The following is a 20,021-nucleotide window of genomic DNA, read 5'->3' on the forward strand; positions in this document are numbered from 1 at the left end:
TGGCCATGGCGGGGGTGGAGGAACCAGAAGAAACCATCGGCGATCTGTTCAGCCGCGCCTTTCAGGAGGGCGGCCAGCTCGTCCGGGCGGAGCTTGCCGTCTATCGACGGCTGGCGATCCGGCGCGCGCTCGCCGCGCGGCTCGCCGTCGGCATGATGCTGGCGGGCGTGCTGCTCGCCTTCGGATCGGCGGCCGCGTTGATCGTCGGGCTGGCTTTGGGGCTGGCGCACTTCATCGGCCCCGTCGGCGGCGGCATCGTCGCGGCGCTGATCGGTTTCGCGATCGCCGCGCTCCTCCTCCGCTCCGGCTTCAAGCGCCTGCCCAGCATTGCCGCCCCCGATGAAGAGGAGACCGCGCCATGATCGGCGACAAGGCGGACCTCGCCAACGCGCGTGCGCAGGCGGATATCGCCCGTGGCCGGCTGGTCGCCACGCTGGGCGAGTTGCAGCAGCGCCTCCACCCCCGCGCCCTGATGAAGGAAGCGTGGGAGGAATTGCGCGAACGCGGCACCGAAATGGCCGACGACGCGATCAGGAGCGCGAAGGAAAAGCCCGGCCGCACCGCCGCCATCGCCGGCGCGGTGGCCCTGTTTCTCGCCCGCAAGCCGATCGCCCACGGCGTGATGAGCCTGCTGGATCGCCGGCACGATGAAACCGAGCCCGCGCCCGAAGGTTCTGATGAGGACTGAACCAATCCCGTCGCGCACCCCGGCGACGGATCGAGGAGACGAGTGATGAGCAACAGCGTGAAGGACAGCGCCGAACGGGCAAGCGCATTTGCCAGCGAAAAGCTGGCGGAAGCCAAGCAGACGCTCCGCGATCGTTCGCAGGCCACCCGCGCGGCGGCCCATGACGCGCTGGAATCGGCACGCGGCAAGGTGGACGAGGCCAAATCGGCCACCGCGCAGGGGATCGAGGACAATCCCGTGGCGGCGCTCGTCGCCGGCCTTGCGCTCGGCGCGATCGTCGGCGCGCTGCTCCCGCGCGGCGAACGGGAAAAGGAAGCGTTGGGCACGGTCGGCGGCAAGCTGAACGAAGCCGCCCGCACCGCTTATGCCGCCGCCAAGGATGCCGGCCGCGAGGCGATGGAAGAGCTTGGCATCAACAAGGATGCCGCGCAGGCGCAGGTCGACAAGTTCGTCCAGGCCGCCACCAAATCGGCGAGCGCCGCCGGCAATGCCGCGATGGGAACAGTCAAGAACCGCTGATATTCAAGCGCGGTTCACCACCACTACCCCACATATGCGCCAACCGATTGGGAGCTTTCTCGAATGCGTCTACTGCGTAGCCCTCTGACTGCCGCTACCCTTGCGCTCGCGTCGATCGCGGCGCCGATCGCCATCGCCGCGCCGGCGCACGCGGCGATCAACAATCAGGATCCCACCGCCTTCATCTCGGGCTTCTCGCAGGAAGGCTTCGCGGCGCTGCGCGGCGGCGATCGCGTGGCCGCCAAGTCCAAGTTCCGCAGCATGCTGGCCCAGCATGTTGCGGTCGACCAGATCGGCGATCGCCTGATCCGCCGCTGGAAGCCGACGCTGAAGCCCGAACAGCTCAACGCCTACAAGGCCGCTTTGCCCAACTATATCATCGGCCTCTACGCCGATCGGCTGTTCGAATATGCCAGCGCCGATATGAAGATCATCCGCACCCAGCCGGCCGCCAACGGCGCCGCCGTGGTTTCGCAGGTGACGAAGAAGGGCCAGGCACCGATCAACGCGATCTGGTCGGTGGTGAAGACGCCGCAGGGCTACAAGGTCAGCAACCTCACCGTCGCGGGCATCAACCTCACGCTCACCCAGGCGGCCGATTTCGACGCCTATATCCAGCGCAATGGCTTCGACAAGCTGGTCGCGTTCATGAAGTCCAAGGGCTGAACAGGGGACGGGAAGTGCTACTCCAGGCGCATTTCCCGTCATCCCGGATCACCGCATCGGATCAAAGCCGGATTTCCCTGCCGCGCATGATTGTTGCAGTGCGGCGTCCGTGCTAGGGGGCGCCAAACCCACAATTAGGGACATTTCCATGAGCAAGATCCACCTCGTCTTCGGGGGCCGGGTGAAAGACCCGCGCACGCTCGAATTCGAAGACCTGAGCAAGATCGACGTCGTTGGATTCTACGAAGATTATCAGTCGGCCGAAAAAGCCTGGCGCGGCGCCGCGCAGCGCACTGTGGACGATGCCGAGATGAAATATGTGGTGGTCCACCTCCACCGCCTGCTGCAGCCGGATCTCGACGCCCCGGCCGCCTGAGTCGGCAATGGCGGGGCTATCGCCCCGCCAATTCCCTTTCCGACAATTGAGCCCTTATCGCCCCTGAGTCGGGCGGCGCGATCAGCGCGATGCGAGCTGGACGCCCTTTTCCTTGCGCGATGCCCAGCGCACCGGCCGATCGTCAAAAGTTGCGCGGACGAAGCATTCGCCGCCTTTCACCCGCACCCGTTCGCACAGGTCGACCGCAGCAGCCCGGGTTTCGAAACCGGCCAGGCTGAGCCGATAGACCGCACCCTTATGTTCCAGGTCGAACGTGCCGCTCGACGGCACATAATCGGCGATCATCTGCACGCGCGCGGCGATGCGGTTCCACGCCGTCTCCACCCGCGCCGCCGTGCTATAGGCGCCTAGCTGGACGACGAAGCCGCCCTTCGCGGTCTGCGAAGCGAGGGCAGGTGCCGCCGCCTTGCGGACAGGCGCCACATAAGCGACCTTGATCGGCGCGCGCGGCGCCGCGATCAACGCCGGGACCACCGCATGGCCCGCAGACGCCTCGTTCATCGACGCATCGTTCATCGGTGCTTCCTGCATGGAAGCCCGCTGCATCACCGCCTGCTGGGCCGGCGCACGCAGCAATTCCGCCGGCTCCGTCTGCGGCTGAGGCGCGGCATATTCGGCCACTGGCGCAGGCGGCGGGGTTACGTCCGCGACCTGCATCGGCAATTCGGGCGCGGCCGGTGCTTGCGGTTCAGGCACGGGCTCCGCCGCAGCGACTGCCACCGGGGCTGCCGCATCGGGCGCCAGCGCCAGAGCGACCGGCTGGCCGGTATCGAAATGCGGCTCGACGCCCAGCAGCCCGGCGACCTGCTGCCAGCTGGTGCGCGGTCTGGCGAACATCGCCCATTCCAGCATCCGCCGGTCGAGTTGATCGGCCGGCACGTCCTGCGCGGCCACCGCGCGCGCTTCCGCCCAGCGACCGCCAAGCGCATAGCCCAGCGCCAGATTCTGCCGGGCCTTCGCCGAAGCATCCGGCGCCCGCGCCGCCACTTCGAGAATCCCGATCGCGCGTTCGACATCGCCGGCCAGCGCATAGCCGAGCCCGCGATCGCTTTCGGTGACCTTCCCTTCCAGGCTGTCGAGCGTACGCAGCGCGGCATAGCCGTCGCCCGTCGCCACTTCGGTCAGCGCCAGGCTGAAACCCGCCTGCGGCTGATCGGCGTGCAGCCGCATCGCGTCGTTGAACGCGGTGCGGGCCGAAACGAATCGCCCGGCCAACAGATAGGCCTGGCCCAGCGTCGCGCGATAGCCGGCATCGCGCGGAGCCAGCGCCACCGCCTTCTCGGCTTCGGCCACCGCCTCGGCAGCCTTGCGATTGGCGATTGCGGCGTGCGCCTTGGCCACCGCCCGCGCCGCATCACGCTGCGCCGAAGGGGCGTTGGACGAAAGCGAAGCCGGCCGGGTGCTCGCGGGCTTGCAACCCACGGTGACGAGGGCAAGCATCGCAGCCGAGGCCGAAAGCTTGAGCAGGACGCTGGTCTTCATCTTGCTTCTCCCTGTGCGGATCAGGCGGAGCGCCCGTCGGGCACGTTGGCGGCGATCTCATCAAGGCCGGGAATGGCATCGAGATAGGCGTCCAGCGCATTGATCAGCAGACGCTGGGCAGACCGATGGCCCACCGCGCAGGCCAGCCGCAGCCGCAGATGCCGTTCGGGATCGAGCCGCAGGGTGAACGCCGCCTTGGCGCCGTTGCCGGCCGCCGCGCGGGTGCGCGGAGCGCGCGGCGTCACCATGCGCTTGGCAGGCGCCTTGCGCGCGGCCTTGGGCTTGGCCGGGGTTAGCATCGCCTGCGCCACCGGGGCGGCGGGCTCCGTCACCGCATCGAAGGCCTGATCGACGCCGAATTCCTGCTCGATTTCGGCCTGCTGGCGCAGCACCTCGGGCACCGGCGCCTCGGCGGTGGCGACGAGCGGCGCAGGTTCGGCATCGTTGTTCAGCGGGGTCAGGAACGAAACCGGCGGATGCTGCGCCGGAACTTCGGCGACATGGCTCCCCATGTCGTTCCAGCCAAGATCCTCCAGGCTCGGGGTCAGCGCATGGCCCTGCGGGCGCATGGCCGGCCGGGCGAAGCCCTTGCGCGCCAGCAGCCCCGAAGTGAGGGAAGCAAAAGGACGTGCGTCGCTCATCGCCATCTCCCTCAGTGCTGAACAACGCGGCGGCCGAAGCCACCCATTGCGCGGGCACCGGCGGTTCCGGCGATCTGGCCGGGCGCCGCGAACACGGTGCGGCGGAAATTCTTTTCCAGCCGGTCCGATATATAGGACCACAGGCCCTCGACCTCGGCGGCCGATTTGCTCTTGGGGTCGACCTCCATCACCGTCCGCCCGTCGATCATCGACGCGGCGAAATCGGTGCGATGGTGCAGCGTTACCGGCGCGACGGTGCCGTGCTGCGACAGCGCGACGGCGGCTTCATAGGTGATCTTGGCCTTGGGCGTGGCGGCATTGACCACGAAGATCAGCGGCTTGCCGGCACGATCGCACAGATCGACGGTGGCGCCCACGGCGCGCAGATCGTGCGGGCTCGGCCGAGTCGGGATGACGATCAGTTCGGCAACCTGGATCACGCTCTGGATCGCGACCGTGATCGCGGGCGGCGTATCGATCACCGCCAGGCGGAAGCCCTGCTGGCGCAGCATTTCCAGATCGGCGGCCAGGCGCGCAACCGTGGTCTGCGCATAAGCCGGCATGTCATCCTGCCGCTCGTTCCACCAGTCGGCCAGCGATCCTTGCGGATCGATGTCGATCAGCACCACCGGCCCCGCGCCCGCGCGCTGTGCCTGAACGGCCAGATGGCCCGAAAGCGTGGTCTTGCCGGACCCGCCCTTCTGCGATGCCAACGCCAAAACCCGCATAACCATTCCCCGATAGTCGTCGCTACCCTCCCGGATGCCATCCCGGGGCCTAAGAAGTGGTTAAACCGGAAAGATCTTCGCACCGCGCCGCACATCATTCCCTAGCGACAAACTAACCATATTGGCGCATGATCGGGCGCAGGGGCGAAGGAACGGGGGCAATGCGAACGTGCGGATAATGGCCATCGGAACGGCGATCGTGGCGGTTATGGCGCCTGCGGTTGCGGCCGCCTCCGCCGCGGAAGATCTGCAGGCCGGCGTCGCCGCATGGAAGGCGGGCGATCATGCCCGCGCCGTCGCACTGTGGCGGCCACTCGCCACCGCAGGCGTTGCCGATGCGCAGTTCAATCTTGGCCAGGCCTATCGCCTCGGCCGGGGCGTGCCCGCCGATCCCCGCGCGGCACGCGACTGGTATCTCAAGGCCGCCCAGCAGAATCACGCGCAGGCCCAGGCCAATTACGGCCTCCTGCTTTATGAAGACGGCGATCGCGCCGGCGCCATGCCCTGGCTGCAAAAAGCCGCCGATCGCGGCGATCCGCGCGCGCAATATGTCGTCGGCACCGTGCTCTTCAACGGCGATCCACCCCCGCGGGACTGGGTGCGTGCTTATGCGCTGATGACGCGTGCGGCGGCCGCCTCGCTACCCCAGGCCGTCGCCAGCCTGGCGGAGATGGATCGCTATATCCCGCTCGATCAGCGCCAGCAGGGCATCGCGCTCGCCCGCGAAATGGGGCGCGGCGCAACCGCCGCAAAGCCCCTGCCCGCGGCCGCCCCGCCCACCGCCAGCCCGCGCACCGCTGCGACGCCGGCATCATCGCCCGCATCCGGCAAGGCCAAGGGGCGCGGCTGGCGCGTCCAACTCGGCGCGTTCGGCGACGCGGACCGCGCCGAACGGTTGTGGCGCCAGATCAGCGCGGCCGATGCCAGCCTCGCCGACAAGCAGCATTATGTGGTCAAGGCCGGGTCGGTCACACGGCTTCAGGCCGGGCCGTTCGGCAGCAGCGCCGCCGCCGAACAGGCCTGCGCCGCAATCCGCCGGCAGGACCATCCCTGCTTCGCGGTGCGCGAACCCTGATTTCGCCTGCTTAACGGTTCGTCCACCGCCTCCGGTCTAGCCCGGCGCGGAGAGGAAAGCCGGACATGGCGATTCAGGGCGATTTTACCCGCAGGATCAGGATGGCGTCGCCCTGGCGGCGGCAGCGCATGTGCCTGCTGGTCAGCGATGCCCCCTCGCCCGCTGCGCTGCGCGATATTTCGGCCGCCGGTGCCTTCGTCGAAACGCTCGCCCGCCCTGCGCTCGGCACGGCGGTGGAACTGCGCCACCCGGAAGCCGGCGCGATTCGCGCGCATGTCGCGGGCGTCACCGGCGATGGCGTCGCGCTCCGCTTCGATCGCGACGGCCGCGCCGTCGCCTTCGCCCTGACCGCGATCGGCAGCGACATGTGCCGGCGCGGCTAGCCTGTTGCCAAAGCGGTTAAATCGCGCCTCGATCCCAAAGAAAAAGGGGCGGCCAGGCCGCCCCTTCCCGTTCCGGCTTGAGACCGGGACTTAGTTCTTGGCCTTGTCGACCAGCTTGTTCTTGGCGATCCACGGCATCATCGCGCGGAGTTCCGAACCGACCTTTTCGATCTGGTGATCGGCGGCGAGCTTGCGGCTGGCCTTCAGTTCCGGCTGGCCGGCGCGGTTGTCGAGGATGAAGTTCTTGACGAAGCGGCCCTGCTGGATGTCGGCGAGGACGCGCTTCATTTCGGCCTTGGTTTCATCGGTGATGATCCGCGGGCCGGTGGTGATGTCGCCATATTCGGCGGTGTTCGAGATCGAGTAGCGCATGTTGGCGATGCCGCCTTCATACAGCAGGTCGACGATCAGCTTGGTTTCGTGGAGGCATTCGAAATAGGCCATTTCCGGCGCGTAGCCGGCTTCGACCAGCGTTTCGAAACCCGCCTGGATGAGGTGGGTGATGCCGCCGCAAAGCACGACCTGTTCGCCGAACAGATCGGTTTCGCACTCTTCCTTGAAGTTCGTCTCGATCACGCCCGAACGGCCGCCGCCGATCGCCGAGGCGTAGGACAGGGCGACGTCATGCGCGTTGCCCGACGCGTCCTGCGCGATCGCGATGAGGCAGGGCACGCCGCCGCCGCGCTGATATTCGGAACGGACGGTGTGGCCCGGGCCCTTCGGCGCGATCATGAACACGTCGAGGTCGGCGCGCGGCTCGATCAGGCCGAAATGGACGTTGAGGCCGTGGGCGAAGGCGAGCGCGGCGCCCTGCTTCAGATTGTCCTTCAGATCGTTCTCGTAGATCGCGGCCTGATGTTCGTCGGGCGCGAGGATCATCACGATATCCGCCCACTTGGCGGCATCGGCGTTGGACATCACCTTGAAGCCGGCCTCTTCGGCCTTCTTGGCCGTCGCCGAACCGGGACGCAGCGCGATCGCGACTTCGCCGACGCCCGAATCGCGGAGGTTCTGGGCATGGGCATGGCCCTGGCTGCCATAGCCGACGATGGCGACCTTCTTGGTCTTGATGAGGCCGATATCGGCGTCACGATCATAATAAACGCGCATGTCTTCACTTTCCTTCCGTCAATTCGTCATGCCAGCGCAGGCTGGCATCTCGTGGGGCTGGAGCGGACCCCGTTCCGCATGAGACCCCAGCCTTCGCCGGGGTGACTTGCTCCTATATTCAGGCCGGTTCCTGGCCGCGCGCGATGGCGGCAACGCCGGTGCGGGCGACTTCGATCAGGCCCACCTCGCGCATCAGTTCGAGGAACTTGTCGATCTTCTCCGAGCCGCCGGTCACTTCGAACACGAAGCTGGAGATCGTCGCGTCGACGACGCGGGCGCGATAGACCTCGGCCAGCCGCAGCGCCTCGATCCGGTGATCGCCGGTGCCCTTCACCTTCACCAGCGCCAGTTCGCGCTCGACATGGGGCCCAAGCTCGGTGAGGTCGGTCACCTTGTGGACATTCACCAGTCGATCGAGCTGGGAGATGATCTGGTCGATCACCTCCGGCGAGCCCGCGGTCACGATGGTGATGCGGCTGATCGTCTCGTCTTCCGTCACGTCCGCGACGGTCAGGCTCTGGATGTTGTAGCCGCGCGACGAGAACATGCCCGCGATGCGCGCCAAAATGCCCGCCTCGTTATCGACGATGACGGAGAGCGTGTGGCGCTCGACGGTCTCTTCCTTGATATGCATTCGTTTCTTCTCTCGTCATCCCAGCGCAGGCTGGGATCTCGTGCAGAAAATGTGCGGTTTGCGGGGGCGCGGCCCCGGCCTTCGCCGGGGCGGCGGCGCTGGTTCCGCCCGCGGCTACACCAGCGCCTTGGCCTCGTCGTCCATTTCGCCCGATACCTCATTGGCCTGCAGGATCATGTCGGTATGGGCGGCGCCGCTCGGGATCATCGGGAAGCAGTTGGCGAGCTTGGCGACGCGGCAGTCGACCATCACCGGCCCCGGCGTCGAGATCATCTGCTCGATGCCCGCGTCCAGTTCCTGCGTGCCCTCGATGCGGATGCCGGTCCAGCCATAGGCTTCGGCCAGCTTCACGAAATCGGGAAGGGCGGCCGAATAGCTTTCCGAATAGCGGCCACCATAGGTCAGATCCTGCCACTGGCGGACCATGCCCATATATTCGTTGTTGAGGATGAAGATCTTCACCGGCAGGCGATATTGCGTCGCCGTCGACATCTCCTGGATGTTCATCATGATCGACGCTTCGCCGGCAATATCGATGACGAGCGCGTTGGGATTGCCGACCTGCGCGCCGATCGCGGCGGGCAGGCCGTAGCCCATCGTGCCGAGGCCGCCGGACGTCAGCCACTTGTTCGGCCCTTCGAAATCGAAGTGCTGGGCGGCCCACATCTGGTGCTGGCCAACCTCGGTGGTGATGATCGGGTTCTTCGCGTGCGTCGCTTCCCACAGCCGCTTGATCGCGTGCTGGGGCATGATTTCCTTCTTCGATTCAGGATAAGCGAGGCACTTCTTCGCCCGCCACTGATCGATCCTGGCGTGCCACGGCTTCAGATCCTGCGGCTGGTGCTGGCGGACCTTCCACAGCTTGACCATGTCCTCCATCGCGCGGCCGACATCGCCGACGATGCCGAGATCGGCACGCACGATCTTGTTGATCGACGAACGATCGATGTCGATGTGGATCTTCTTGGATTTGGGGCTGAACGCATCGAGCCGGCCGGTGACGCGATCGTCGAAGCGCGCGCCCAGGGCGACGATCAGGTCCGCCTCGTTCATCGCCAGATTGGCTTCGTAGGTGCCGTGCATGCCCAGCATGCCCAGCCATTGCGGGCTGGAGGCCGGGAAGGCGCCAAGGCCCATCAGCGTGGAGGTGACGGGGGCGCCGGTGATCCGCGCCAGTTCGCGCAGCACCTGGCTGGCGCCGGGCCCGGAATTGATGACGCCGCCGCCGGTGTAGAAGATCGGCCGTTCGGCGGCCGCGATCATTTCGACCGCTGCCTCGATCAGCGTCGGTTCCGCCTTCACCTGCGGGCGATAGCCCTTATGCGGCAGCGACGCCGTAGCGGGCTTCCGATAGGGCGCGGTGGCGACCTGAACGTCCTTGGGCAGATCGATCACGACCGGGCCCGGGCGGCCGGACGTGGCGATGTGGAACGCCTCGTGGACGATATCGCCGAGCTTCGCCGGATCCTTCACCAGATAATTATGCTTGGTGCAGTGGCGCGTGATGCCGATCGTATCGCATTCCTGGAACGCATCGGTGCCGATCAGGCCGGTCGGGACCTGGCCGGTGATGACGACCATGGGAATCGAATCGAGCAGGGCATCGGCAATGCCGGTGACGGCATTGGTGGCGCCGGGGCCGGAGGTGACGAGGACGACGCCGGGCTTGCCGGTCGACCGCGCATAACCTTCGGCCGCGTGGGCGGCGCCGCCTTCCTGGCGGACGAGGATATGGCGGATCTTCTTCTGCTTGAAGATGGCGTCGTAGATGGGAAGCACCGCGCCGCCCGGATAACCGAACACGACCTCGACGCCGAGATCAGTCAGCGCCTCGATCAGAATGTCCGCGCCGGAACGTTCGGCAACCATCGCTCTCGTCCTTTCCATCACTCAAAATATGCGGGGCCGGATAATCCAAATCCGTCCCCGCTTGAAGCTTCGGGTCCGCCGCACTGCACAAAGCACGGGGAATGGGCGCTGCTATAGGTAAGAAACTAACCTGTCAACGCCTCATCGTGTAATTTTATTGCGATTTTACCAATGTTGACGTTATCGAGTTGCTCGCCAAAACGCGCCCAATCCGCCGGCGGCTGCTGGCGAAACCAGGTATATTGGCGCTTGGCATATTGGCGGGTGGCGGCGGTGGCGCGTTCGACCATCGTGGCGCGATCGATCCGGCCCGCCAGCCAGTCGGCGATTTCGGGCACGCCGATCGCGCGCATCACCGGCAGGGCGGGATCGAGCTGCCGGGCTAGCAGTGCTTCGACCTCCGCCACCGCGCCTTCGGCCAGCATGGCTTCGAAGCGCATGTCGCACCGCGCGCGCAGCCAATCGCGCGGGGGCAGCAGGATGGTGGGCACGATGCGGACGGCATCGCCGATCCCGCCGGCGCGATCAGCCTGCCATTGGCCGAGCGTGCGGCCGGTGGCGCGCACCACTTCGAGCGCGCGGGCGACGCGCGTCGTATCGGCGGGGTTGAGACGCCGGGCGGCCTCCGCATCCTCGATCATGAGCGCGGCATGCGCCTCGGCAACGGGAAGCGCGCGGACGGCCGCGCGGACGGCCGGGTCGATATCGGGCACCGGCGCGATCCCGTCGATCAGCGTGCGGATATAGAGGCCGGTGCCGCCGACCAGAATCGGCAGCCGGCCAGCGGCATGGGCGGCGGCGATGGCGGCCTTCGCATCTTCGGCCCAGCGCGCGGCCGAACAGGTTTCGGCGCCGTCGATATAGCCGAACAGCCGGTGCGGCGCGCGGGCCTCATCCGCTTCGGACGGGCGGGCGGACAGGATGCGGAGATCGCGATAGACCTGGCTCGCATCGGCATTGATGACGATGCCGCCCGAAGATTCGGCAAGCGCAATCGCCAATGCCGACTTGCCGCTTGCCGTCGGCCCTGCAATGAGCGCCACCGCCGGTTTCTTTTCCGCCACCAGGGAGTCCTTCGTGTTCATTGCAACGCTGATAGCAACGGACGGCAGCCTCGCGCCCGAAATTTCCGATACGGCGCGCCTTGCGCTGGCCGATGCCGGCTGCGGACCCGTCGTCGGGCGGTGGATCGACGAAGGCTATGCGCTCGACCTCGCCTTTACCCGCGATCCCGCAACCGCGCGTGCGGTGCTGGAACCGCTGGCCGACGTGGTTGTCCAGCCGGAGGCGGGCCGCGCCAAGAAGCTGCTCGTCGCCGACATGGATTCGACGATGATCACGATCGAGTGCATCGACGAACTGGCCGATTATGCGGGCATCAAGGCCGAGATCGCCGAAGTGACCGAACGGGCGATGCGCGGCGAGCTGGATTTCGAGGCGGCGCTGGATGCCCGTGTCGCGCTGCTCAAGGATCTTGAAGCCACCGCCATCGATCGCTGCCATGCCGAACGCGTGAAGCTGATGGGCGGCGCGACGACCTTGATCCGCACGATGAAGGCGCATGGCGCGCGATCGGTGCTGGTGTCGGGCGGCTTCACCGTGTTCGCGGATCGGGTGGCGGCCGAAATCGGGTTCGACCGCGCGCTATCCAACACACTGGAAATCGCCGATGGCAAGCTGACCGGCACTGTCGCCCGCCCGATCGTCGGCGCGCAGACCAAGCGCGAAACGCTGATCGCCGAAGCGGAAGCGCTCGGCATCGACCTGGGCGCCACATTGGCGGTGGGCGATGGCGCCAACGATATTCCTATGATCCAGGCGGCCGGGCTCGGCATCGCCTACCACGCCAAGCCCAAGACCGCCGCCGCCGCCGCCGCGCGGATCGACCGGGGTGACCTGACCGCGCTCCTCTACGCACAGGGCTATGCGCGCAAGGACTGGGTGGCCTGAGACGGACCAGCTTGCACCGCCCCCACGCCTTCCGGCATGGGGGTGGCAACCAACGCGAAGGACGGACATGAGCCTTGAATCGGTGCGGGCCTGGCTCGCCGAACATGCCCCCGATATCGCCATCATCGATCAGGGCGAAAGCACCGCCACCGTGGCCGATGCCGCGCGGACCTTGGGGGTGGAGCCTGGGCAGATCGCCAAGACCCTGTCCGTCCGCATCGACGGGCGCGTCGTGCTGATCGTGGCGCGGGGCGATGCGCGGCTGGACAATCGCAAGACCAAGGCAGCCTTCGGCGGGCGCCCCCGGATGTTGGGCGCCGACGAGGTGTTCGAGCTGACCGGGCATCGCGTGGGCGGCGTCTGCCCCTTCGGGCTGGCGACGCCGATCCCGGTCTATTGCGATCTTTCGCTGAAGGATTTCGCCCAGGTCTATCCCGCGGCGGGATCGACCACATCGTCGGTGATGCTGACGCCGGAACGGCTGGCAGCGCTTGTCGACGCCCAGTGGGTCGATGTCTGCCAGCCGCCAATGGCCGAAGGGGCCGCCGAAGCCGCCGAGTGACCGATGGTCAGGCCGGGCGCGACCAGGCCAGGATCGACAGCGGAAAGTAGAAACGGATGCCATCCGCCGCCCGCCACGCGCCGACGCCGATGCGATCCTCTCCGCTGGCGATATCGGCATCGAACATCGCGTCGAGCGCGGCCATGTCCGCATCGTCCGCCAGGGTGGCGAGCAGCGCTTCGAGGCGATAGCCGTCGACCAGCACCTCCTCCAGCCCGGCGGCGCGACCGAGGCTGCGCAACTGATCGAGCGTGAGCGCGCTGGTGTGCGAAGGATCGCGCAGCCGTTCCATCCGATCATAAGCGGCCTGCGTTTCAGGCGACGGCGTGGCATCGACCACCACGATCCGCCCACCCGCACGGCACACGCGGCGCATTTCGGCCAGCGCGGCAGCCGGCTGCGGCATATGGTGGAAGCTGTAGCGGGTGACGACGATATCGAAGGCGCCGTCGGCAAAGGGCAGCGCGGTCGCATCGCCGACATGCCAGTCGAGATTGCGGAGGCCGAGCGCATCCTGCCGGTGGCGCGCCTCGGCGATCATGGCCGGGGTGATATCGATGCCGGTGACATCGGCGCCTTGGGCCGCCGCCGCGCAGGCGACGATGCCCGGGCCGCAGGCCACATCGAGCAGGCGGGCGCCGGGGGTGATCGCGGCAGCCGCAAGCGTGCGGGCCATGCCGTCGGCTTCCGAATGGATCGGCAGATCGGCAAAGGGCCGCGCCCAGCGGGTGAACTGGGCAACGATGCGCTGGTTGTGGGTCTGGTTGGCAGTCATGTGCATCTGTCCTTGGTGGTAACCGCCGACAGGGGTAGAGCAGGCCGGAATGGCCGGCTAACGTCGAACGGCCAATAATGGACGCCAAACGGCCATGAAGACGCTTTCCGATGCCGAAACCCAGGCGGCGCTGACCGATTATGGCCTGACCCGGCCGCGCGGCCCCGGCTTTGCCTTCCGCGATCCCGAGCGGCGGGTGCATTATGGCTGGCACGCCCATGCCTATCACCAGTTGCTTTATGCGATCAGCGGCACCACGCAGATCGAGACGCGCGTCGCGCGGCTGTTCCTGCCACCCGGACGCGCGGCGTGGATCCCGGCGGGCCTTGCCCATCGCACCTTGATGTCGGACGTGGACGGCGCATCGCTATATTTCGCGCCCGACGCGGTGGCCGATCCGGGCGACCGGCTGCGTATCCTGATCGCAACGCCGGTGATGCGCGAGATGATCCTGCATGCGCTGCGCTGGCCACAGGGCACGGCCGAGGGCGACCTGCTGGCGGAAAGCTTCTTCGCCACGCTGGCGCTGATGTGCGGCGAATGGCTGGATGGCGAATTGCCGCTGGCGCTGGCCCGCAGCGACCATCCCGGCATCGCCCGCGCGATCGCCGCCGCGCACATGTCCGAACGCAATTTCCGCCGCAGCTTCCGCCGCGAAACCGGCATGGGCTGGCAGCAATGGCTGGGGCAGGCGCGCATATTGGCGGCGATGGCGCTGCTGGCGCAGGGCCGCCGCGTGACCGATGTGGCACAGGATGTCGGATTCAGCTCGCTAAGCGCCTTTGCCAAGGTCTTCGCACGCCTGACGGGCGAGAATCCAGTACGCTATCGCAACAACACGGTGGAACCGAACGGGCGTCGCGACATCATGGACCGATGACATCGCGGCACCCGATACGGATCCGAAACTTTCAGGAAAGCTGGCGGCGAACCGTGCGCCGCCGGCGCATTGACACACCGACGACCCCGAAACCGATCATCAGCATCGCCCAGGTGGTCGGTTCGGGAACCGGCGTCGGGGCGTTCTGGCCGCGGATCGACACCGAATCGAGCGACGCGCCATAAGGCCCTTCGAACGGGCTGGACGAGAAGCGCAGCGTGGTGAGCGCCCCCGTGGCCGTGAACTGGAAGGTATTGAGCAGATATTGCATGTCGCCACGCGACGAGCCCTTGATGCCCGTGATCGTGGAACTGGCGATCTGCGACGCGCCGTTGATCGCGGCGACCAGCCCTTCCTTGGCGATATCGCCGCCATCGGGATTGCCGGACAACCAGTAATCCACGGTGTAGAGCACGCCGGGCGTGGTGACGAACGACTGTTCGATCGCCCCCGGTTCATTGCCGGCGAGATCGACACTGTGCGTGCCATCCTGCGCCTGCCAGTAACCGTTGATCCAATCGATCGAACCGCTGACGACCGTCCACCCCGTAATCGCCGTGCTGCCGGCCCCCAGGGTGTTGAAGGTTCCCGACGCCGGCTGCGGGGTACCTAGTTCGAAACTGCCGTTGATGATGGTCGCTGCATGGGCACTTGTGGTGGCAAACAGAATGGTCGCAAGTCCGATCGACAGCTTACGCATGACGCACTCCCCTTTTTCGGCTCGCATCGAGCGGGAACGGGCAAGAGACGGATCATCTGAGCGGGGCGATCATAACATAGGCAAAAGTGATCGGGCCGACGCAATTCGCGCAAGCGATCGCAGCGAGGCAAGCCACGGAAGCGATGACGATTTCATTGCCGCGATCGGGAACCGAAAAGACAAGATGTTGCGACGCAACACGATTCGTCCACAGCCCGAAGACGGAACGACGCCGTTATGACCGTCCAAGCGACTGAAAACATGCGATAGCGAAAAAATGTCCCATTTTGGGACATGTCGCCAAGCCCCCGATTTCTCAATCCAGTCGGGCGAGGCTGGTGAGGATCATCCGGACGAGATCGGCCTGCCGAGTCGCACCGACCCGCGCGAGGACGCGTTTGCCATAGGTGCGGGCGCTGGCGAGGGTGAGGCCCATCGCCTCGCCGGCGGCTTCCAGCGTGCGCCCTTCGGCCAGCAAGGCGGCCATCCGCGCCTCGGCATAAGTGAAGCCGAAACGCCGCCGCAGCGCATCGACGCGCGGCACCGCCTGATCGGCGGGGCTATCGACATAGACGACATAAGCCGCGCCGGCGCCGTCCCCCTGCTCATCGCGCCACGGGCGGACAAGGAGGTGAAGCGGATCGCCGGCGCCATCGCCCGCGACGATGACGCGGCCATCGCCCTCACCCACGCCCGCCCCCGCCAGCGAGCGGCTGAGCGCGGCGCCATTCGCGCCCCGCACCTTGAGGCGATCGCGATCGCGGACGATGGCGGTGCCGCGATCGAGCAGCCGATCGGCCAGCCGGTTGGTGGAGATGATCGCGCCGCCGCCATCGAGCAGGATCACGCCGACGCCGATATCGGCGAGCGCCGCCGCGTGGATGGTCGCACTGTTGCGCTCCGCCTCCAGCCGGGCGTGGATCGCGGCCGCGCGCTGGAGATGGGGGAGCAGCGCCACCAGCGCCGCCGCCTCGCCATCATCGAACCTGCCGCGCGCATCATCCCGGCTGATCGACAGCCAGGCGCGCACGCCGCGATGTTCGCCGAGATAGGTGAACAGCGCGTGCGAGGCGCCGATCGAACGGCAGAAGCCGAGATAGCGTTCGGCTTCTCCATCCGGTGAGAGGGGCATCATCTGATCGAAATCATAGACCGCGCCCGGTGCCATCGGCCGATGGCAGGTGGGATCGAGATAGCGGTAGGTGCTGTCGTAGAGGCGCCAGCTTTCCCGCGCATCCCAGGCGGTATCGAAGATGAAGCGGGTCCGCCCGTCCGCAGCGTCGGCGCGCGCGAACTTGAACATCGTGCCCGAACAATCCAGTTCGCGCCGCAGCCGCCCGCTGAGTTCGGCCCAGGGCTGGGCCGCCATCGGCGCGTCATAGATCGCGGCGATCACGTCACCGTGCATGGATGCGCCGTGCATCCCATCGTCGCCTTTTGCCGCTCCGGGCATGGCCTCTCCGCCCCAAAAAGCGCGTCGCCCGACGAATGTCCCCATTCGGGGACAGCGCCGCCGCGCGCGCCGTCTTATCCCCAAATCCTACATTGAGGGATGAAGGGCCGCAAAGCATGAATGCCGTAACGCCACTGATGCCGGACATCGACTTCGCCCATGACGACGTGCCCAACCTGCACGAGCTGATCGACGAGCTGCGCGCCCATGGCCCGGTGGTGCCGGTGCGCTATCACGGATCGCCCGTCTGGCTGATCATGGACCATGGCCTGCTGAAGGGCGCGTTCGAGGATTATGTCCATTTCGACGCGACCGAAGGCTATAAGCTGATCGCCGAACCTTCGATGGGCAAGACCTTGCAGACCATGGCGGGCGAGGAGCATCGGGTGAGCCGCGCGCTGGTGAATCCATTGTTCATGCCGGTGAAGGTGCGATCCTATGTCGAGGCGCTGATCGAGCCGATCGCGCATGAGCTGTGCGACCGCATCGAAGGCCAGCGCGAGGTGGAATTCGTGTCCGCCTTCGCCCGCCCCTATCCGTTCCTGGTGATCACCCGCCTGCTCGGCATTCCGGTGGAGGATGAGGCGCGGTTCATGGAATGGGCGATCAAGATGATCGACTTTCCGTGGGATCCGGAAGGCTCCGTCCGCGCCAAGGAGGAGTTCGACGCTTATATGCAGGCGATCATCGACGATCGCCGCGCCAATCCGGGCGACGATTTCGTATCGCGGCTGGCCCATGCCGAATATGAAGGCCAGAAGCTGAGCGACGAACGCATCCTTTCCTTCCTGGGCCTGCTGTTCCCCGCCGGATCGGACACCACCTACAAGAATGGCAGCAGCCTGTTCGCCGAACTGCTGGGCAAGCCGGAACTGTGCGCGATGGCGCGTGGCAGCGACAAGGACCGCGAAGCGATCGTCACCGAAGGGCTGCGCTGGCAGCCGCCCACCGCCTTCCTGCCGCGCATGGCGAGCGCCGACGTGGATTTCGGCGGCGTCCGCATCGCCAAGGGCGACTGGACCCTGTTCGGCATCACCGCCGCCAACAACGATCCCGCCGTCTTCCCCGATCCCCGCCGGTTCGATCCGAGCCGCGACAATCGCGAGATCCTGACCTTCGGGCGGAGCACCCATTTCTGCCTGGGCATGCATGTCGCCCGACGCGAACTGGAAACGGCGCTGCGCGTGGTGTTTGAACGCTTCCCCAATATCCGGCTGAAGCCGGGGCAGGATGTGCAGCATGTCGGCGCGGTGCTGCGCGGGGTGCGCCACATGATCGTCCAGCCTTATGGGGAGGCGTGAGATGCTGGTCCGTTTCATCGATCCCGACGGCTGCGAACATCTGGTGGAGGGCGAAGCCGGCGAAAGCGCGATGCGCTGTGCCACCCGCGCGCTGATCCCCGGCATCATCGGCGAATGCGGCGGCGCCATGGCCTGCGCCACCTGCCATTGCTACGCGACGCCGCCGGACGGAGCCACCCTGCCCGATCCGGCCGCGCAGGAACGCGACATGATCGACGGGTGCATCGACACCCGGCCGACGAGCCGGCTGACCTGCCAGGTGGTGCTGGCGCCCGAACTGGAAGGCATCACCTTCATCGTGCCCGCATCGCAGGTTTGACCGCGCGGCCCGGCGCCGTCCCCCCCCCCTCATTTCCATCATCGTTTTCAGGAGAGAGCCCATGACCAACATTCCCGCCGTGCGCGCCTTTTGCGAGGCCTGGACATCGCGCGATGCCGAGAAAATCGCCGCGCTGATGACCGAGGACTGCTTCTACCACAATGTGCCGATGGAGCCGGTGGTGGGCCGCCCGGCGATCACCCAGTTCATCCGCGGCTTCCTGGGCGATGCCCAGACCGTCGATTTCGAAATCCTGTCGATCGCCGAGGCCGAGGACGGCACCGTGCTGACCGAACGGGTGGACCATTTCGATTATGGCGGCCGGCGCGTGGCCCTGCCGGTGATGGGCAGTTTCAAGCTGAAGGACGGGCTGGTCGCGCGCTGGCTCGATTATTTCGACATGGCCCCCTTTGCCGGAGCGGCGGCCGAATGAGCCGAGCGCGGATCACGATCAGCCTGACCGGGATCGAGCATCTGACCGGGGGTATCGGCGGCGTGCTCGATTTCGCGCGCGCCGCCGACGCTGCGGGCGCGGACCAGCTGACCGTATCCGAGCATGTCGCGATGGGACGCGAGATCATCGGCTATCCCTATGGCCGCTACCCATCGACGGTGGACGCCGACTGGTACGAACCCGTCGCCTTGCTATCCGCCGTCGCGGCGGTGACGAGCCGCGCGCGGCTATCGACCAGCATCCTGATCGCGCCGCTGCGCCCGGCCGTGCTGCTGGCCAAGCAACTCGCCACGATCGACCAGCTTTCCGGCGGGCGGCTGGAAATCGGGCTGGGCACCGGCTGGCAGAAGGCCGAATATGACGGGTGCGGCGTGCCCTTTGACGGACGAACGGCGCTGCTGGACGAACAGGTGCGCGCGATGCGGGCCTTGTGGACCAGTGCGCCGGCCAGCTTCGCCGGCCGCCATGTGGCGTTCGACGGCCTTTACAGCCTGCCCTTCCCGCGCCAGCCGGGCGGCGTGCCGATCTGGTTCGGCATCGCGCCGGGGCCGGCCAATGTGGCGCGGATCGCGGAACATGGCGCCGGCTGGGCCCCCTGGTTCGGCCTGCCATCGGGCGATGCCGCGCGCGACATCGGCCGCGCTGAGGCGCTGGCGCGGATCGCCGAGGGCCGCGCGCGCATCCACGCCGCGCTGGCCGCACGCGGGCGCGACCCCGCCGGCTTCGCCATCCGCGTGATGCCCGAACCCGTGCTGGGCGCCGAGGGCTTCGATCTTGGCGCGACGATCGGCTCTGCGGCCGATTATCTGGCGGCAGGCGCCACCCATCTCGAATTCGCGCCGGGCCTGTTCTGCCGCAGCGCCGATGCGCTGCCCGAGGCGTTGGCCGCGATCCTCGCGCTCAGGGGCTGATTGCCGCCGCGATGTTCATTTCCCGACACGGCCACTTCCGGCGCGCGCGGATCAGGCGCGGATCAGGCTGAACCCGCCTTGTCCGAAGCCGCCTCTCCCTGACGGCGCATCGACTGGATATCGCGATCGAGGAAGAAACTGAGCAGCGTGCGGACGGTGGCGATGGCGGCGAGCTTGCCGATATCGTCCCATGTCGGCGCGATCGCCGTGCGGACGACATCCGCCGCAAGGGCGAATTCCAGCGCGAGCAGAATCCAGCTGGCGAAGCGCAGCCATAATTCGCGACGGCTGAGCGCCGACCCGGCCCCGAGGAGGAAGTAGCGCACGATATGCGTCAGCGCCTCGATCGCCCCGCAAGCGACGATCAGCACGACCGCGGCTTCGAGCATCAGCGCGCCGAAACTGGCGATGATCCGGAACTGCTCTTCCATGCAGCGCCCTCCCTGCCCCTACATGCGGTCAAACCACTGTCACGCACATCGGGCATTTTCCCGATGCGCCGGCGACGGGATTCGCGAGGAAAG

The 20,021-nt window shown here is 66.9% G+C and carries 25 protein-coding genes; 14 read left to right on the plus strand and 11 right to left on the minus strand.

Going from position 1 to position 20,021, the window contains the following annotated elements:
• Positions 1-5 precede the first annotated feature (5 nt).
• The 5 genes from CHB74_RS07805 (at position 6) to CHB74_RS07825 (ending at position 2,249) form a co-directional block, all read left to right on the plus strand.
• The gene (locus CHB74_RS07805; protein WP_089219063.1) at positions 6-362 is read left to right on the plus strand and encodes a phage holin family protein; all 357 of its coding nucleotides are present in this window, start codon (positions 6-8) and stop codon (positions 360-362) included.
• Positions 359-688: a DUF3618 domain-containing protein gene (locus tag CHB74_RS07810; protein WP_089219064.1), complete on the plus strand. Its 330-nt coding sequence runs from the start codon at positions 359-361 to the stop codon at positions 686-688. The genes CHB74_RS07805 and CHB74_RS07810 overlap by 4 nt, the downstream gene beginning before the upstream one ends.
• A gap of 45 nt (positions 689-733) precedes the next feature.
• Positions 734-1,207: a hypothetical protein gene (locus CHB74_RS07815; RefSeq protein WP_089219065.1), complete on the plus strand. Its 474-nt coding sequence runs from the start codon at positions 734-736 to the stop codon at positions 1,205-1,207.
• A gap of 63 nt (positions 1,208-1,270) precedes the next feature.
• A complete protein-coding gene (locus tag CHB74_RS07820; RefSeq protein WP_089219066.1) occupies positions 1,271-1,873 on the plus strand; it encodes an MlaC/ttg2D family ABC transporter substrate-binding protein in 603 nt (200 codons plus the stop codon).
• A 148-nt stretch (positions 1,874-2,021) separates the two neighbouring features.
• Positions 2,022-2,249: a DUF4170 domain-containing protein gene (locus CHB74_RS07825; RefSeq protein WP_089219067.1), complete on the plus strand. Its 228-nt coding sequence runs from the start codon at positions 2,022-2,024 to the stop codon at positions 2,247-2,249.
• Positions 2,250-2,330: 81 nt separating this feature from the next.
• Here CHB74_RS07825 and CHB74_RS07830 read toward each other — a convergent pair whose 3' ends face one another.
• From CHB74_RS07830 to CHB74_RS07840, 3 genes are read right to left on the minus strand one after another with little or no spacing between them, the layout of a single operon-like run.
• Complete coding sequence (locus CHB74_RS07830) at positions 2,331-3,752, minus strand: SPOR domain-containing protein (protein WP_089219068.1); 1,422 nt, start codon at positions 3,750-3,752, stop codon at positions 2,331-2,333.
• A gap of 20 nt (positions 3,753-3,772) precedes the next feature.
• Positions 3,773-4,393: a hypothetical protein gene (locus tag CHB74_RS07835; RefSeq protein ID WP_089219120.1), complete on the minus strand. Its 621-nt coding sequence runs from the start codon at positions 4,391-4,393 to the stop codon at positions 3,773-3,775.
• An 11-nt stretch (positions 4,394-4,404) separates the two neighbouring features.
• Positions 4,405-5,121, minus strand: coding sequence for a ParA family protein (locus CHB74_RS07840; protein ID WP_089219069.1), 717 nt, complete (start codon positions 5,119-5,121; stop codon positions 4,405-4,407).
• Between the two features lie 178 nt (positions 5,122-5,299).
• Here CHB74_RS07840 and CHB74_RS07845 point away from each other — a divergent pair, with 178 nt between their 5' ends.
• Together CHB74_RS07845 and CHB74_RS07850 are read left to right on the plus strand one after the other, a co-directional pair.
• A complete protein-coding gene (locus CHB74_RS07845) occupies positions 5,300-6,196 on the plus strand; it encodes an SPOR domain-containing protein (protein ID WP_089219070.1) in 897 nt (298 codons plus the stop codon).
• 65 nt (positions 6,197-6,261) lie between these two features.
• Positions 6,262-6,579 carry a PilZ domain-containing protein gene (locus tag CHB74_RS07850; protein ID WP_089219071.1) on the plus strand — a complete coding sequence of 106 codons (318 nt, stop codon included), beginning with the start codon at positions 6,262-6,264 and terminating at the stop codon, positions 6,577-6,579.
• Positions 6,580-6,669: 90 nt separating this feature from the next.
• Here the strand turns inward: CHB74_RS07850 and ilvC are convergent, their stop codons facing one another.
• From ilvC to miaA, 4 genes are all read right to left on the minus strand, one after another.
• Entirely contained in the window at positions 6,670-7,689 is a 1,020-nt protein-coding gene (ilvC, locus tag CHB74_RS07855; RefSeq protein WP_089219072.1) for a ketol-acid reductoisomerase, read from the minus strand.
• 118 nt (positions 7,690-7,807) lie between these two features.
• Positions 7,808-8,323, minus strand: coding sequence for an acetolactate synthase small subunit (ilvN, locus tag CHB74_RS07860; RefSeq protein ID WP_089219073.1), 516 nt, complete (start codon positions 8,321-8,323; stop codon positions 7,808-7,810).
• A 114-nt stretch (positions 8,324-8,437) separates the two neighbouring features.
• Positions 8,438-10,192, minus strand: coding sequence for an acetolactate synthase 3 large subunit (locus CHB74_RS07865; protein ID WP_089219074.1), 1,755 nt, complete (start codon positions 10,190-10,192; stop codon positions 8,438-8,440).
• Between the two features lie 125 nt (positions 10,193-10,317).
• Positions 10,318-11,277: a tRNA (adenosine(37)-N6)-dimethylallyltransferase MiaA gene (gene miaA / locus CHB74_RS07870; RefSeq protein ID WP_089219075.1), complete on the minus strand. Its 960-nt coding sequence runs from the start codon at positions 11,275-11,277 to the stop codon at positions 10,318-10,320.
• On the opposite strand from miaA, the gene serB reads away from it, so the two are divergent.
• Together serB and CHB74_RS07880 are read left to right on the plus strand one after the other, a co-directional pair.
• Positions 11,270-12,142, plus strand: coding sequence for a phosphoserine phosphatase SerB (gene serB / locus CHB74_RS07875; RefSeq protein WP_179220756.1), 873 nt, complete (start codon positions 11,270-11,272; stop codon positions 12,140-12,142). The two genes, miaA and serB, sit on opposite strands and share 8 nt — an antisense overlap.
• Positions 12,143-12,209: 67 nt before the next feature.
• The gene (locus CHB74_RS07880) at positions 12,210-12,704 is read left to right on the plus strand and encodes a YbaK/EbsC family protein (protein ID WP_089219077.1); all 495 of its coding nucleotides are present in this window, start codon (positions 12,210-12,212) and stop codon (positions 12,702-12,704) included.
• A gap of 7 nt (positions 12,705-12,711) precedes the next feature.
• On the opposite strand, the gene CHB74_RS07885 is transcribed toward CHB74_RS07880, so the two are convergent.
• Positions 12,712-13,479 (minus strand): class I SAM-dependent methyltransferase, encoded by a 768-nt coding sequence (locus CHB74_RS07885; protein WP_179220757.1) that lies wholly within the window; start codon positions 13,477-13,479, stop codon positions 12,712-12,714.
• A 94-nt stretch (positions 13,480-13,573) separates the two neighbouring features.
• Between CHB74_RS07885 and CHB74_RS07890 the strand changes: the two genes are divergently transcribed.
• Positions 13,574-14,359, plus strand: a complete 786-nt coding sequence (locus tag CHB74_RS07890) for an AraC family transcriptional regulator (RefSeq protein ID WP_089219079.1) — start codon at positions 13,574-13,576, stop codon at positions 14,357-14,359.
• A 31-nt stretch (positions 14,360-14,390) separates the two neighbouring features.
• Here CHB74_RS07890 and CHB74_RS07895 read toward each other — a convergent pair whose 3' ends face one another.
• Both CHB74_RS07895 and CHB74_RS07900 read right to left on the minus strand, forming a co-directional pair.
• Complete coding sequence (locus CHB74_RS07895; RefSeq protein ID WP_179220758.1) at positions 14,391-15,059, minus strand: choice-of-anchor C family PEP-CTERM protein; 669 nt, start codon at positions 15,057-15,059, stop codon at positions 14,391-14,393.
• A 316-nt stretch (positions 15,060-15,375) separates the two neighbouring features.
• The gene (locus tag CHB74_RS07900; protein WP_144033749.1) at positions 15,376-16,482 is read right to left on the minus strand and encodes a helix-turn-helix transcriptional regulator; all 1,107 of its coding nucleotides are present in this window, start codon (positions 16,480-16,482) and stop codon (positions 15,376-15,378) included.
• Between the two features lie 167 nt (positions 16,483-16,649).
• Here CHB74_RS07900 and CHB74_RS07905 point away from each other — a divergent pair, with 167 nt between their 5' ends.
• From CHB74_RS07905 to CHB74_RS07920, 4 genes are all read left to right on the plus strand, one after another.
• Entirely contained in the window at positions 16,650-17,813 is a 1,164-nt protein-coding gene (locus CHB74_RS07905) for a cytochrome P450 (protein WP_218821401.1), read from the plus strand.
• A 1-nt stretch (position 17,814) separates the two neighbouring features.
• Complete coding sequence (locus CHB74_RS07910; protein ID WP_179220760.1) at positions 17,815-18,132, plus strand: 2Fe-2S iron-sulfur cluster-binding family protein; 318 nt, start codon at positions 17,815-17,817, stop codon at positions 18,130-18,132.
• Between the two features lie 61 nt (positions 18,133-18,193).
• On the plus strand, positions 18,194-18,565 hold the full coding sequence (locus tag CHB74_RS07915) for a nuclear transport factor 2 family protein (RefSeq protein ID WP_089219083.1): 372 nt from the start codon (positions 18,194-18,196) through the stop codon (positions 18,563-18,565).
• Positions 18,562-19,497, plus strand: a complete 936-nt coding sequence (locus tag CHB74_RS07920; protein ID WP_089219084.1) for a TIGR03619 family F420-dependent LLM class oxidoreductase — start codon at positions 18,562-18,564, stop codon at positions 19,495-19,497. The genes CHB74_RS07915 and CHB74_RS07920 overlap by 4 nt, the downstream gene beginning before the upstream one ends.
• Positions 19,498-19,559: 62 nt before the next feature.
• On the opposite strand, the gene CHB74_RS07925 is transcribed toward CHB74_RS07920, so the two are convergent.
• Complete coding sequence (locus CHB74_RS07925) at positions 19,560-19,928, minus strand: DUF1622 domain-containing protein (protein WP_089219085.1); 369 nt, start codon at positions 19,926-19,928, stop codon at positions 19,560-19,562.
• Positions 19,929-20,021 lie beyond the last annotated feature (93 nt).

Source organism: Edaphosphingomonas laterariae, from assembly GCF_900188165.1.
GTDB lineage: Bacteria > Pseudomonadota > Alphaproteobacteria > Sphingomonadales > Sphingomonadaceae > Sphingomonas_E > Sphingomonas_E laterariae.